This is a genomic window from Stenotrophomonas sp. STEN021, assembly GCF_056760175.1.
The window spans coordinates 1-13,316 of sequence record NZ_JBRREH010000042.1; the positions used below are offsets into that span (position 1 = coordinate 1).

The window sequence follows — 13,316 nt, forward strand, 5'->3', positions numbered from 1 at the left end:
GCAGAGGCGCTACCGGTAAAGCCCCTTGCCGAGCATGGCTCGGCACTACCGATGTTGGGTGCATTGTCAGTTTCGCGGCTTACGCCGCTCCTACAACGCGAGGGACGCTTCATGCCTGCTGCATTGCCTGTCTACATGCCTTGGTTGATGACGGCCGGTTTCGGCTGGTTGTACTACCGGCGCATTCGTCGTCACTTTGGTTGGCAGGTTTGGCGGCCGGTTCGCAATGGGGTCCGTATCGGCATCCTGTCGCTGGTGAGTGCTGCGCTGGTAGCGGCAGCGATCTATATCCCGCATGTTGCGTTGGGGATTGTTGTCGGCGCGGTCGCCGGTGTCGGCTTGGGACTGTTCGCACTCAAGCACACACTGATCAGCTCGCGCGATGGACTGCCAGGCTATACGCCGAACCCATGGATTGGTGGTGCCTTGGCGGTGCTGTTGATCGGACGACTGGCTTGGCGCTGGTATGGCGGTGCTTTCAGTCAGGGCATGGGTCCGGGCATGGGCAACGCCAGTCCGTTGACCCTGGGCTTGGCGGCGGCCTTGATCAGCTATGGGTTGGTGCAGGCGGTAGGTTTGGCGCTGCGTCTGCGCTGATGTCGGTAGTGCCGAGCCATGCTCGGCAGAGGCTCTACCTGCAAGGCCGCACATGTAGTGCCGAGCCATGCTCGGCAAGAGGCTTTACCGGTAAGGCCTCTGCCGAGCATGGCTCGGCACTACAGGAAGCGGAAGCGTCAGCCTGCCTTCGGCGTCAGCTTCAACAGTTTTGCATTGGCGCCATCTTCCAGCAGCCACAGCGCGCCGTCCGGGCCTTGCTCCACTTCGCGGATGCGGTTGCCCATGTCGAAGCGCTCGGCTTCGTGGGCCTTGTCACCATCAAACGCGACGCGCACCAGCGACTTTGACGACAGGCCGCCAATGAAGCCGCTGCCCTGCCACTGCGGGAACTGCTTGCCGTTGTAGATGATGAAGCCGGCCGGGGAAATCACCTGGCGCCAGGTCACCACCGGGGCGATGAACTCGGGGCGGGTGTCGTGGTCCGGGATCGGGCGACCATCGTAATGATCGCCATTGGAGACGATCGGGTAGCCGTAGTTGCCGCCGCGCTGGATCAGGTTCAGCTCGTCGCCGCCCTTCGGGCCCATCTCGTGCTCCCACAGCTTGCCGTTGCCGTCGAAGGCAAGGCCGAGCACGCTGCGGTGTCCCAGCGACCACACCTGGTCAGCCGGTGAGCCCTGTGCCACGAACGGGTTGTCAGCCGGCACGCTGCCATCGTCGTTGAGGCGGATGATCTTGCCCAGGTTGGTCGTCATGTCCTGCGCCGGGTCGAACTTCTGCCGTTCGCTGGAGCTGATCCACAACTTGCCATCCGGGCCGAACGCAAGGCGATGGCCGTAATGGCCGCGGCCGGTGACCTTCGGCGTCTGCCGCCAGATCACCTGCGCATCGGTCAATTGGCCATTGCCATCCGCGTCCAGCACCAGCTTCGCGCGGGCGACGGCGGCACCGCGGGTATCGTCTTCGCCGTCTTCGGCATAGCTGTAATAGACCAGGCCATTGCTGGCGAACTGCGGATGGACAACCACGTCACCGAAGCCGCCCTGGCCGCCGTAGGCCACGGTCGGCACGCCGCTGATGGCGCCGCGCTTGCCGCTGGCCGGGTCGAAGTGGACCAGCTTGCCGGCCTTCTCGGTGACCAGCAGGCTGCCGTCGGGCAGGAAGGTCATTGCCCAGGGCTCGTTGAAGCGGGCCATCTCGGTGGCGTTGAACGGCCATTGTGCGGGCTTTATCGCCGCTTCGGCTGCCGGGTCGGGATCTGCGGCGCAGGCGCTGGTGAACAGGACGGGGGCCAGGGCCAGGCTCATGCTGAGCAGGAGGGTACGGGGCATGGAGGTCTCCAGAAGCGGGATGCGATACCAGAGCAGGGTTGTACACCATGGCGGCCGATGCCGCCTACGGTACCTGCCGCCGCAGGAACAGGTGAAGCCACTCCCGTCGATGGCGGGAGTGGCTGCAGGCTATCAGCTGTCGCTGGTTTGATCCTGCTGGGGATGCTGTGCCGTATGCCGGGCAACAATGCCGGTGGCGGTGACGCCGCCAGTCGCGTTACCGATGGTGCAGAACACATCGGGGATGGTATCCACCGCCAGCAGTACGCCCAACGGTTCCACCGGCAGGCCCAGGCTCTGGGTGATCGGCATGTTGTTGGTCATGAAGTTGGCTTGGCCGGGCAGGCCGGTCGAGCCCATGCTGATCGCCGCTGCCAGCAGCACCGCAACCGCATATTGCGAGGCATGTACGTCGATGCCGTACAGCCAGGCAATGAAGCTGGCCACGGCAATGTACTGCGCCGGGCTGGTGATGCGGAACAGCGATACCGCCATTGGCAGCACCAGCGAGGTCAGTGCCGCCGGGTAGCCCAGGCGATTGCGCGCGCTGTCGATCATGGCCGGCAGCGAGGCCAGCGAGGACTGCGTGCTACCGGCAATCACCTGTACCGGCACCAGTGCACGGGCAAAGCGGCCGAACGGTTCACCGGCAGCGAAGCGGGCAACCAGGTACAGCAGCAGGGTGATCAGGATGTAGATCACGCACATCAGCACGATGTAATAGCCAAGCACGCCGATGATGCTCATACCTACTTCAGCGCAGACCACGAATACCAGCGCGAACACGCCTACCGGCGCAGCCCACAGCACCCAGCGCACGATGGTGATCATGGTGTCGGCGATGATGCGGATGATGTCCAGGATGCGGTCGCGGCGCTCCGGCTCCTGCCGGCTCAGCGCAAAGCCGAAGAACATGGCAAAGGCCACCAGCGGCAACATGGCACTGGATGCGGCGGCAGCCAGCGCGTTGCTGGGAATCAGCGAGCTGATCCACTGCGCGGCACTCAACGGCGTGGCTGCGGTTGCCGGCGAACGCAGCGCATCGCGGAAGGCCTGGATGTTGTCGGCGTCGCGCGGCAGCAGGTCCAACAGGAACGGGGTGATGACGGCCGAGAACGCGGCCGAGCCGACCAGCAGGATCAGGAACACGATGATCGCATTGCGCGCCGTGCGTCCCGATGCCGCCGCATTGCTGGCGGTATTGACGCCAACGATGACCAGCGCGGTAACCAGCGGCACCACCGTCATCTGCAGGGCATTGAGCCAAAGCCGGCCGATTGGCCGCAATACATCGGCGATCTTCAGGGCAAGCGCCTGGTCAAAGGCGGTGAGCGACAGGCCGACGATAGCGGCCAGTATCAGCGCGATCAGCACCTTGACCGGTGCCGAGACCTTGGAAGATTTTGCGGGTGCGCTGTCGGTCATGAAGGGATGGCTTGGCTAAAGAGAAGGGAAGATGCCCGGAACCGGACAAATGCTCAACGAGTAGTTTCTGAAAGTGCGGGCAAATCCCAACTGCGCTGCAGCCGCTGGTACTCGGCATCGGGCAGCAGCACGAACAGCGGCTTGGCCTCGGGTGACAGCCATTCCAGCAAGGCCGACATGCGCTCCGGCTCCATTGCGGTGCAGCCTGCGGTCGCCTCGCCAGGTTGGCGCCACAGGTGGGCGAAGATGCAGCTGCCCTGGCCAGGCACCGCAGCGGGGTTATGCTCGATGACGAAGCCTTCGCGGTAACGGCGGTCGCCGTTGTTGTGCAGATCCAGGCGCATGGCCTCGGTGGAACCCTTTACTGCAGCTTCGCCGACCTTGGCGGCATCGACGATCTGGTTGTACAGCGGCGAGGCCGGTACATCCATGCAATAGCTGCTGGCCAGCATTGGCTGGTAAGGCATCTGGCTGCTGATGTGCTCGGCATAGCCGAAGGCCGGGCCGATGGCGAAGATGCCAGCCGGGCTGCGGCCATCGCCTTCGCGCTTCTGCGGGCCATCTGTCTGTTGCGGATGCAGGCCTATGCCCCAGGCGCTGCCGCTACGGCCGAGGCTGACATCGAAGCCGGCATCGTGGGACTTCCAGCCGCCGGCGGTGCGTTCAAAGGCCTGCAGGTGGGCGTTGGTCGCGTCCCAGTTGTGTGTGGTGACGACGATCAGCTGGCGGGCTTCGCTCACTGGTGTTGCCTGCGGTGCAGCGATGCTGGCCGGTGCGATGACCATCAACACGCAGCCCAGCAGGTGTCGGAAGCTGCGTTGGAACAAAGTGCGCATGGCGGCGGCTCCTGCGGTCAGATGTCGATCAGGTGCTGGATGCGTTCCTGGTTCAATGCCAGTTGCCGTTGCCGATCAGGATTGGTCTGGCACAGCAGCACGAACACGAAATCCAGCAGGTATTGCAGCGAACTGCGGTAGAGCAGTTGCGCGATGGGTGGTTGCGGGTCATGCGCGCAGATGGCCAATGAGGCGTCTGCGTGCGCGCGTAGTGGATTGGCGGTATGGCGGGTGATCGATACCACTTTGCCGCCGACTTCCTGGAACTGCCGCGACAGCTGCCACAGCTGCGGCAGCTTGCCGAACTCGGAGAACACCAGCAGCACATCGCCGCTGCGGGCGGCAGAGAGGTTGGCGGTCATCAGGATGGGGTCGGCCTGCTGCACGGTGAGGATGCCGAGCAGCGACAGGCGCATGGCGAATTCGCGCGCGTACAGGCCGTCGTCACCCAGGCCATAGATGAAGACCTTTGGGGCGTTGTCGACCAGTGCGATGACCGCTTCGACGTCGGTCTGGGAATTGGCGGCCATGGTTTCTTCTTCGGCGGCGGCCTTGGCGCGGCGCAGGGTTTCGGCAACCAGCAGATAGCCACCGGGTTGGTTTTCAGGTGGCCAACGGGTGCTTTCGCCATTGCCGGCAGCGGCGACGGCGGCGCCTACCGAGTATTTCAAGTCTGGATAACCTTTGAAGCCGAGTTTCTGGCTGAACTTGACCACGCTGGACTGGCTGATATCCAGGGCATTGGCCAGCTGCTGCGAGGAGTAGTCACGCAGCAGGTGTGCGTTGTCGAGGATGAAGTCGGCGATGCGACGTTCGATGGCCGACATCTGTTCGCGTTCGGAGCGGATTTTTACCAGAGGTGGCATGGGCGTATGGGTATTTATCTGCTGAAGACTTTAAGGGATTGCGCAAGCAAGCGGAGCAATGTTTCGCTCCTTCCCTTACGCGAAGCGCAGGGGAAGGCCGGGGAGGGGTAACTTCTGCTTTTGCTGTTGCTCCAGCCCCCTCCCTTGCACGAAGTGCAGGGGAGGGTTGGGGAGGGGTAGCTGTTGCTGTTGCCCCTGCCTTTGATCTATCGGGTCCCCTTCCGCAGCGACGGAGCTGGCAGATAAGACCCCGAATGGGGCGACGCACAAGGATGTGCGTCGTTTTTCGACGATACAGGGATGTATCGTCGAAAAATCCTGCCAGCGGAGTGAACCTGGAGCGCGCAGCGCGGAAGGCGCGGAGGCAGGGTGTGCTTTCTTTTGGTTAGCTTTTCTTTGCACAAGCAAAGAAAAGTAACTCGCTCCCCGTAGGGGAGAGAAAGCCGTTGATTCTGCCTTTGCCTCTGCTTCTGTTGCTTTCAAGCAGCGCAAGCTAAAGCCAAGGCAAGAGCTTTCGCTCCCCTTCGGGGCGCGAGCACACCTTTCTTTGCTCGTGCAAAGAAACGTGGCCCAAAGAGGCGCTTTTTCAACAGCCGAATGGCTGGTCAAGCACGCCCCGCCTCCGCGCCCACGTCGCTGTGCGCCGCGGGTCCACTCCGCCGCCGGGATTTTTCGACGAGACGTCCCTGTCTCGTCGAAAAACGACGTGCATCCATGCACGTCGCCCCTGCGGGGTCTTGTCCGTCGGCTGCGTCGCTGCGGAAGGGGACCCGGTAGATCAAGAGCGGGAGCAACAGCAACAGCAACAGCAACAGCGGTAGCGGTAGCGATAGCCGAAGCCGAAGCCGAAGCCGAAGCCGAAGCCGAAGCCGAAGCCGAAGCTACCCCTCCCCAACCCTCCCCTGCGCTGCGCGCAAGGGAGGGGGCTGGAGCAACAGCAGGTGCGGAAACCGGGGCAAGTGCCAAAAACACAACAGCACCGGACTTTGCCGGTGCTGCTGTTTGCGCATGCGTGACCACGGCGGCGGCGACCGAGGAGAGACCGGTTGCCGCCGCTTGGGTGATCACGGCTTGATCATCTCCAGCCCGCGGACCTCGATGATGCCAAGGCCAGGCGCGTCGGTAATGCTGATCTCCGATTCGTTGAAGATCACGCCGCCCACCACCGGATTGAACTGGCTCAACGACGGCCCATCCAGATCCACCTTGCTGATCGCGCCGGACTTGGCCACGCCAAGATGCACCGCCGCCGCCACGCTGATGCTGGACTCCAGCATGCAGCCGATCATGCACGGCACGCCATACAACGAGGCGATATCGGCAATCTTGATTGCGTTGGAAATACCGCCGGTCTTCATCAGCTTGATGTTGATGATGTCGGCTGCACCCTGTTGGATCAGGTCGAATACCTGGTGCGGGCTGAACACGCTTTCGTCTGCCATCACCGGCGTGTTGACGCGCTCGGTGACGTACTTCATGCCGGCGATGTCCGCTGCCTTCACCGGCTGTTCCAGCAGCTCCAGCACGACGCCAGCGTTCTCCAGCACGTTCATCGCATACACCGCCTGCTTGGCGGTCCAGCCCTGGTTGGCATCAAGACGCAGCAAGGCGCGGCCTTCGACGGCGGCGTGGATGGCCTTGACCCGTTCGATGTCCAGGCCGATGTCCTTGCCCACCTTGATCTTCAGCGACTCGAAGCCGCGCTCCACCGCCGACAGCGAATCCGCCACCATCTTGTCGATGTAGTCGACGCTGATGGTGATGTCGGTGGTGATCACCGGGTCGCCGCCGCCGAGCATCTGGTACAGCGGAGCGTTGTGCAGCTGTGCCCACAGATCGTAGATGGCGATCTCCACCGCCGCCTTGGCGCTGGTATTGCGCTCAAGCGAGGTCTGGATCAGCCCGCAGATGCGGTTGAGGTTGCTGATGTCCTCGCCGATCAGGCGCGGCTTGATGAAGGTATTGATGGCCTCGATGATCGAGCCGTGCGTGTCGCCGGTGATCACCGCAGTGGCCGGTGCCTCGCCGTAACCGGTATTGCCGGTGTCGGTGCGCACCATCACCACGATGTCTTCCACCGTTTCCACGGTGCGCAACGCGGTCTTGAACGGGGTTTTCAGCGGCACGCGGAGCATGCCAAGTTCGATGTCGGTGATCTTCATTTGGTGTCTTGCAGGCGGATGCGCTGGATGTTGGTCATGCGGTCGATGTAGCTGGCGGTGTCGCTGGCCATCATCGGTTGCAGCGGGGTCACCGATACGCCGTTGAGGCTGGCATGCACTCGCTTGCCGCTGGCATCGAACCAGCTGCCACCGGAAGTATCGTGGATCACCCAGGTCATGCCATTGGCTTCACCGAGCATCATCATCACGTGGCCGGGGATGTAGATCAGGTCGCCGACCTGCAGCTTGGCGATCGCATCATTGCGCTTGGCCTTGCTGTCCTTGTCGGTGAAGGGCACCCGGTTCAAGGCCGGGCTGATTGCTTGCGCGCTGGTATTGCGCGGCAGCAGCACGCCGAAGCTGCGGTAGATCTCCGAGACAAAACCGCTGCAGTCGCGGGTGTCGTAGGAGTGGCCCCAGCCATAGCGTTCGCCGAGGAACTTGAAGGCCTGGATGATCAGGTTGGCCCGGGTCAGCGGCAGGTAGTCGCTGGCCGATTCCTGCGAGCGCGGCAGCAGCGCAGGCACCAGGGCCAGGCTGCCATCGTCATTGCGCACCGGCAGCTGGATCACGTGGCCGCCATGCGCCTGCTGGCCATTGACCGGGTCCATCACCGGCCAGTCGGCCAGCACCGGCACGCGCACGCCCATTTCCAGCTGCAGGTCGGAGACGCGCGGCTCTTCCGGGGTGTGTGCGGTGAAGGCCTTGCCAGCAGTGATTACCCGGTACGGGCCGGTGGCGCCGTAACCGAAGACCTGTTCGGCGCTGCCGACGCCGACGAAGCGCTTCTCCATCCAAGCGGCATAACGCTCGCTGGCGACGAACACCCACTTGCCGTCGGCACTTTCATGCAGCACCGCCACCGCGTCACCGGGGAACAGCGCAGATTCCTGGAAGCGGTCGATATCGGTATCGCCCTGACTGCTGAATACGCGCAGTTCGGTCGGGAAGGCACGCAGCGCGGCGCGGTGCACGACCAGACCGTACTGAATCGGACGGTTGGCCGGAATCGCGTCCAGGCCAAGGTTGGCGGTCACCGCCTGTAGCTGGGCCGGCGTGACCTGCTTGCCATGCACGTCGTACAGGGTGCGGGTTGGCGGTTTGGAGATGCCGGCGATCTGCTCGCGGACCCATACTTGTGGCAGTAGCGCGGGCAGCGTGTGCAGGTCGATGATGGAGGCATCGAGCTGGCGCATGCGTGCGTTCTGCGCCTCGATGGCGGCGCGGTCCAGGATCACGGCGTCAGCATTGGGCAGCCTGCTGATCCAGGGCTGCGGCGTCAGCAGGGCTTCTTCCAGGCCGACGATGCCCGCGTAAGAGGGAGCAATCGCAGCCACTGGGGCCCGCGACAGCGCAAAAGCCGGCCCGGCGCACAGCGCCGTGGCGAGGATCAAAGCCCGCGCAAGCGGGGCAAGGCGTCGGCGCTGGGATAGCGGCGGCAAAGCAAGCATTGGGAAGCTCCCCTCGTTGATGCTCAGGAATATTTATTCCTTTCGCCGTCGAAAGCAAGAATAAATTATTGACCGGCTACCGGGTGCGTGTTACACAGCGTTAACCACCCTGCACGTGGAAGTGTTGCCGTGGCATCAAACGCCGATTCTGCCCGCTTTGCCCGCGCCCCGTTCGCCCGTACGGTCCTTGCCTCTGCGCTATGCATGGGGCTGGCCTGTATTGCCTATGCCGGGGAGGCTCCATCGATGGCGCTGCCCGAGTTGACGGCGCGTGTGGATCGTGGCGATTTTGCCGGCGCGCAGGCCGAGATCGACAAGGCACTGGCAGCACCCGGCACCGATGCCGACAGCCGCGCCGCCTACCTGTTCCAGCAGGAGCGCATGCGTCGCATCCGCCTGGATTTCACCCTGGATGAAGCGCAGGCCAAGGCCGCGGTGCGCAGGTCGGTGCCAGATCTTCGCGACGAGGAGTTCAAGGCCTGGGATGATGCCGGCCTGATCGAGCACCTGGACATCGATGGCCAGCGCCGCTGGTTCAAGCGGGCGCCGAACAACCTGTTCCTGTTCAGTGCCGAGGCCTCCAACCGACGGCCGGCCGACAAGCGTGTTTCCCGTCCCGGTCCGTACGAGCGGCTTGGCTCGCACCATATCGAGGTGATCAAGGCATCGGAGCAGAGCGGCCAGACCAGCATCAGCCCGCGTCGTGTGCGTATCACCCAGTCCATCAAGGTCGACGCCGATGCGGTGCCGGCTGGAAAGATGGTGCGTGCGTGGCTACCGTATCCGCGTTCGATACCCGGCCAGCAGGACAACATTCAATGGCTGAGCAGCGTGCCGCAAGGTGCGCAGATCGCGCCCGAGGACACGCTGCAGCGCACCGCCTATCTTGAGCGCAAGGCCGTGGCCGGCACGCCTACCGAGTTCTCGGTCAGCTACGAACTCACCATCTCCGCGCGTCGCTTCATCATCGACCCGGACAAGGTGCTGCCGACGCCGCGCGACCCCGCATTGCAGCCCTATCTGGCCGAGCGCGCACCTCATGTGGTGTTCACTCCGGCCATGCGGGAGTTCTCGCGCAAGGCGGTAGGCAATGAAACCAACCCGTACCGCGTCGCCAAGAAGTTGTTCGATGCGGTGGATGCGATTCCGTGGGGCGGTGCCCGCGAGTATTCGACGATCAGCAATATCTCCGACTATGCGCTGCACGCAGGTCATGCCGATTGTGGCCAGCAGACCTTGCTGCTGATCTCGTTGCTGCGCATGAACGGCATCCCGGCGCGCTGGCAGTCGGGCATGGTGTATTCGGACAACGAGGTCGGCTACAACAACCTGCACGATTGGGGCGCGCTCTATCTCGCGCCCTACGGCTGGGTGCCGATGGATGTAAGCACGGGCGCACTGGACAGCGACCAGCCCGAACAACGCAATTTCTATTTCGGCGGGCTGGATGCCTACCGCATCGCGTTCAACGATGACTACTCACGCGCGTTCGTGCCTGCCAAGCAGCACTTCCGTTCGGAGACCGTTGATCTGCAACGAGGTGAGGTTGAGTGGGAAGGGGGGAACCTTTACTTCAACCAGTGGCAATACGACTTCCAGTCGCAGATTCTGGCGCCGGAGTCCAAGTAATAGAACGTCGTAACCGTTGTCTTACTTATCGATTTACGTCTGCAGGAGAGAGCAGGGGATGAACAGGAAAATGTTGAAAAGAGCGGCGCTGACCGTCGCATTGGGCGCCTGTCTGGGCGTGATGGCGCCTAGCGTGATGGCGCAGAGTGCAAGCGGTGCCATCGCCGGCCGGGCAAGCTCGGGTGATCAGATCACCATCGTCAACAAGGCAACGGGTTTGACCCGCAGCATCACCGTCGGCAGCGACGGCTCGTACCGGCTGAGCCAGTTGCCGATCGGCGACTACAGCCTGCAGGTGAAACGGGACGGGCAGACCGACAAGGAGCCGTTGGCAGTCAACGTGTCGCTGGGTGGCACTACCACCGTCAATCTTGGTGGTAGCAGCGCTGGCGGCGCGGTGAACTTGGACTCGGTGCAGGTAGTTGGCTCGAAGATCGTCAACCGGGTCGACGTCTACTCGACCGAATCCTCGTTCAACATCAAGCGCGAAGAACTGGCGCGCATGCCGGTGGACCAGAGCGTAGCCGCGGTCGCCTTGCTGGCGCCGGGCGTGGTGGACTCCGGCTCGAGCTTTGGTGGCTTGAGCTTCGGTGGTTCCTCCGTGGCCGAGAACGTGGCCTACATCAACGGCCTGAACGTCACCGATCCGTATCGCCGCCAGGGCTTCTCGACGGTCCCCTTCAACTTCTATGAAGAGTTCCAGATCAAGACCGGCGGTTACTCGGCCGAGTTCGGCCGCAGCACCGGTGGCGTCATCAATGCTATCACCCGCTCGGGCGGCAATGAGTTCAAGGGTGGCGTGCAAGTCACCATGGAACCGTCGGCATGGGCGTCGGACCGCAAGGATCATTTCCACAGCGATGGCACCATTGACGAGCGCGACCGCACCAGCCGCGATCGCAGCCCGCTGACGAAGACCAATGTGTGGGCGTCCGGCCCGATCATGCAGGACAAGTTGTTCTTCTTCGCGATGTACGAGAACCGCGACAGCAAGTCGCAGGATATCGATACTTCCCAGGCGCTGAAGACCAAGAGCAACAACGATTTCTGGGGCACCAAGCTTGACTGGCGCATCAACGACAACCACTTGCTGGAGCTGCTTGCGTTCTCCGACAAGGCAGATTCGCTGACCACCAGCTACGACAATTACAACTGGGCCACCAATGCTCTCGGTGAGTCTAGTGGCCAGAGCAGTGATTCCTCCGGCGGTGACAACTGGTCGTTGACCTACACCGGGCACCTGACCGACAACTTTGTCGCCAAGGCGATGTACGGCGTCAACAAGCGTAGCGCGGTCAGCGATAGCCCGATGGATGGCGAATGCAGCATCATCACGGTGGCGTCCAGCTACACCCAGAAATATGGTGCCCAGAGCAACGTGGGCTGTCACCCGACCAACAGCGCCATCAGCAGCCGCGAAGACAAGCGTGAAGCGGCTCGTCTGGACTTCGAATGGACCCTGGGCGATCACCTGGTCCGCTTTGGCGTGGACCAGGAGGTGATGGATTCGGACAGTTCGACGATCTACCCGGGCGATGGATCCACGTATCAGGTGCTGTCGGTCAAGGCGGGCAGTGCGGTGAATGGAACGGTGTTGCCATCCGGCGTCACCGACATCGTTGACGCGCGCTACAAGGTCACCGGCGCGCCGGTCAGCACCAAGGCGCAGGCCTTCTATCTGGAAGACAACTGGAACGTCACCCCGAATCTGTTGCTGAATCTGGGCGTGCGTTTCGACCAGTTCCACAACAAACTGGCCTCGGGCGCCACCTTCGCCAAGTCCAAGTTCAATGACATGATCTCGCCGCGTCTTGGCTTCAGCTGGGACGTGAAGGGTGATGGCTCGATGAAGGTGTTCGGTAACGCGGGTCGTTACTACACCCCGCTCACCAACAAGCTCACCGACTACTTCGGTGGTGGTACCACCGATGAGCATACCTATTACGCGTTCAATGGTTGGGCGGAGAAGCAGAGTTCAAGCGGGAACACCTACAAGGTTCCCGTGCTCGGTCAGCAGATCGGCCCGGTCAACACCGAAGGCAACGCCCCGGCACCGACGGACGTTCGTACTGCGGTGGCGCGTGACCTGAAGCAGGTATTCCAGGATGAGTACATCCTCGGTTTCCAGCAGGCGATCAACGAGGAGTGGTCGTACGGCGTGAATGCCACCTACCGTCGCATGACACGCGCCGTGGAAGATGCGCGCATCAACCATGTGGCGGGCTGCGATTGGTACTCGGGCGACTGGCCCATCATCAACCCGGGTGAAACCAACAAGCTGTGGTGCCCGGATACCAATAGCTGGGTCACCTTGGACTCGTCCAAGGACGGCTACAAGGCCCTGGGCAGCGGCACCATCATGGGTTACAAGCGGCCCAAGCGTACCTACAAGGCGCTGGAGTTCCAGATCGACCGTGCTTGGAATGACAAGTGGTCGTTCAATGCCAGCTACCTGCTGTCCAAGAGCGAGGGCAATATCGAAGGGCCGGTGAATTCGGATACCGGCTATAACGACACCAATCTGGTGCAGTACTACGATCACCCGGCGGTCAACGAGCGCTTCGGCGTCACCTTCAATGACGCCCGTCACCAGTTCAAGCTGCGTGGTGCGTACAAGTTGAATGAGCAGTGGTCCTTCGGTAGCACGCTGTCGGCCCGCTCGGGTGGTCCGATCACCGCGTTCGGCGTGGTGTGGCCGAACGACAACCGCAATGCTGGCGGCCCGGGTGAATACAGTGGTGGTGGTTCGGGCTGGCTGTGCAAAGCCAACTGCTCGACCTGGGCTACCCGCGAGCTGGAGTACTCCGAGCGCGGTGCGTTCGGCCGCATGCCTTGGGTAATCGATCTCGGTGCCAGCGTGATGTGGACCTTGCCGGTGGAAGGTATCGACCTGACGGCACGCCTGTCGGTCTATAACCTGCTCAACCGGCAGACGGTGGTCAACGTGCACTCCCGCTACGAGAGCACTCCCGGTACGAAGATGCCTTACTTCGCCGAGGGCACTAATTGGCAGGCACCGCGTTACTCCAACCTTGTTGTGACCTGGAACTTCTGATGT

Annotated in this window: 9 protein-coding genes; 3 read left to right on the forward strand and 6 right to left on the reverse strand. The window is 62.6% G+C overall.

Translation table 11 applies throughout. The features are described 5' to 3' along the window. The first annotated feature begins 111 nt into the window (after positions 1-111). Positions 112-597 carry a CcdC protein domain-containing protein gene (locus ACVOL0_RS10760; protein ID WP_481549118.1) on the forward strand — a complete coding sequence of 162 codons (486 nt, stop codon included), beginning with the start codon at positions 112-114 and terminating at the stop codon, positions 595-597. Between the two features lie 137 nt (positions 598-734). Here the strand turns inward: ACVOL0_RS10760 and ACVOL0_RS10765 are convergent, their stop codons facing one another. The 6 genes from ACVOL0_RS10765 to ACVOL0_RS10790 all read right to left on the reverse strand — a co-directional run bounded on the left by ACVOL0_RS10765 (position 735) and on the right by ACVOL0_RS10790 (position 8,629). Beyond that, the gene (locus ACVOL0_RS10765; protein WP_481549088.1) at positions 735-1,889 is read right to left on the reverse strand and encodes a PQQ-dependent sugar dehydrogenase; all 1,155 of its coding nucleotides are present in this window, start codon (positions 1,887-1,889) and stop codon (positions 735-737) included. 132 nt (positions 1,890-2,021) lie between these two features. Next, positions 2,022-3,314 carry a dicarboxylate/amino acid:cation symporter gene (locus tag ACVOL0_RS10770; protein WP_481549089.1) on the reverse strand — a complete coding sequence of 431 codons (1,293 nt, stop codon included), beginning with the start codon at positions 3,312-3,314 and terminating at the stop codon, positions 2,022-2,024. 53 nt (positions 3,315-3,367) lie between these two features. Continuing rightward, positions 3,368-4,150: a L,D-transpeptidase family protein gene (locus ACVOL0_RS10775; protein WP_481549090.1), complete on the reverse strand. Its 783-nt coding sequence runs from the start codon at positions 4,148-4,150 to the stop codon at positions 3,368-3,370. A gap of 17 nt (positions 4,151-4,167) precedes the next feature. Continuing rightward, positions 4,168-5,016 (reverse strand): MurR/RpiR family transcriptional regulator, encoded by an 849-nt coding sequence (locus ACVOL0_RS10780; protein ID WP_481549091.1) that lies wholly within the window; start codon positions 5,014-5,016, stop codon positions 4,168-4,170. A gap of 1,064 nt (positions 5,017-6,080) precedes the next feature. Beyond that, complete coding sequence (locus ACVOL0_RS10785; RefSeq protein ID WP_481549092.1) at positions 6,081-7,178, reverse strand: dipeptide epimerase; 1,098 nt, start codon at positions 7,176-7,178, stop codon at positions 6,081-6,083. Next, complete coding sequence (locus ACVOL0_RS10790; RefSeq protein WP_481549093.1) at positions 7,175-8,629, reverse strand: C40 family peptidase; 1,455 nt, start codon at positions 8,627-8,629, stop codon at positions 7,175-7,177. Before ACVOL0_RS10790 ends, ACVOL0_RS10785 begins: the two co-directional genes overlap by 4 nt. 204 nt (positions 8,630-8,833) lie before the next feature. Between ACVOL0_RS10790 and ACVOL0_RS10795 the strand changes: the two genes are divergently transcribed. Together ACVOL0_RS10795 and ACVOL0_RS10800 are read left to right on the forward strand one after the other, a co-directional pair. After that, on the forward strand, positions 8,834-10,258 hold the full coding sequence (locus ACVOL0_RS10795) for a transglutaminase-like domain-containing protein (protein WP_481549119.1): 1,425 nt from the start codon (positions 8,834-8,836) through the stop codon (positions 10,256-10,258). 58 nt (positions 10,259-10,316) lie between these two features. Beyond that, positions 10,317-13,313: a TonB-dependent receptor gene (locus ACVOL0_RS10800; RefSeq protein WP_481549094.1), complete on the forward strand. Its 2,997-nt coding sequence runs from the start codon at positions 10,317-10,319 to the stop codon at positions 13,311-13,313. Positions 13,314-13,316 lie beyond the last annotated feature (3 nt).

Excerpts from the sequence above, each read along its gene's own strand:
- ACVOL0_RS10775 (WP_481549090.1), bottom strand. The coding sequence starts at position 4,150 with ATGCGCACTTTGTTCCAACGCAGCTTCCGACACCTGCTGGGCTGCGTG.
- ACVOL0_RS10790 (WP_481549093.1), bottom strand. The coding sequence starts at position 8,629 with ATGCTTGCTTTGCCGCCGCTATCCCAGCGCCGACGCCTTGCCCCGCTT.
- ACVOL0_RS10780 (WP_481549091.1), bottom strand. The coding sequence starts at position 5,016 with ATGCCACCTCTGGTAAAAATCCGCTCCGAACGCGAACAGATGTCGGCC.
- ACVOL0_RS10795 (WP_481549119.1), top strand. The coding sequence starts at position 8,834 with ATGGGGCTGGCCTGTATTGCCTATGCCGGGGAGGCTCCATCGATGGCG.
- ACVOL0_RS10800 (WP_481549094.1), top strand. The coding sequence starts at position 10,317 with ATGAACAGGAAAATGTTGAAAAGAGCGGCGCTGACCGTCGCATTGGGC.
- ACVOL0_RS10785 (WP_481549092.1), bottom strand. The coding sequence starts at position 7,178 with ATGAAGATCACCGACATCGAACTTGGCATGCTCCGCGTGCCGCTGAAA.
- ACVOL0_RS10760 (WP_481549118.1), top strand. The coding sequence starts at position 112 with ATGCCTGCTGCATTGCCTGTCTACATGCCTTGGTTGATGACGGCCGGT.
- ACVOL0_RS10770 (WP_481549089.1), bottom strand. The coding sequence starts at position 3,314 with ATGACCGACAGCGCACCCGCAAAATCTTCCAAGGTCTCGGCACCGGTC.
- ACVOL0_RS10765 (WP_481549088.1), bottom strand. The coding sequence starts at position 1,889 with ATGCCCCGTACCCTCCTGCTCAGCATGAGCCTGGCCCTGGCCCCCGTC.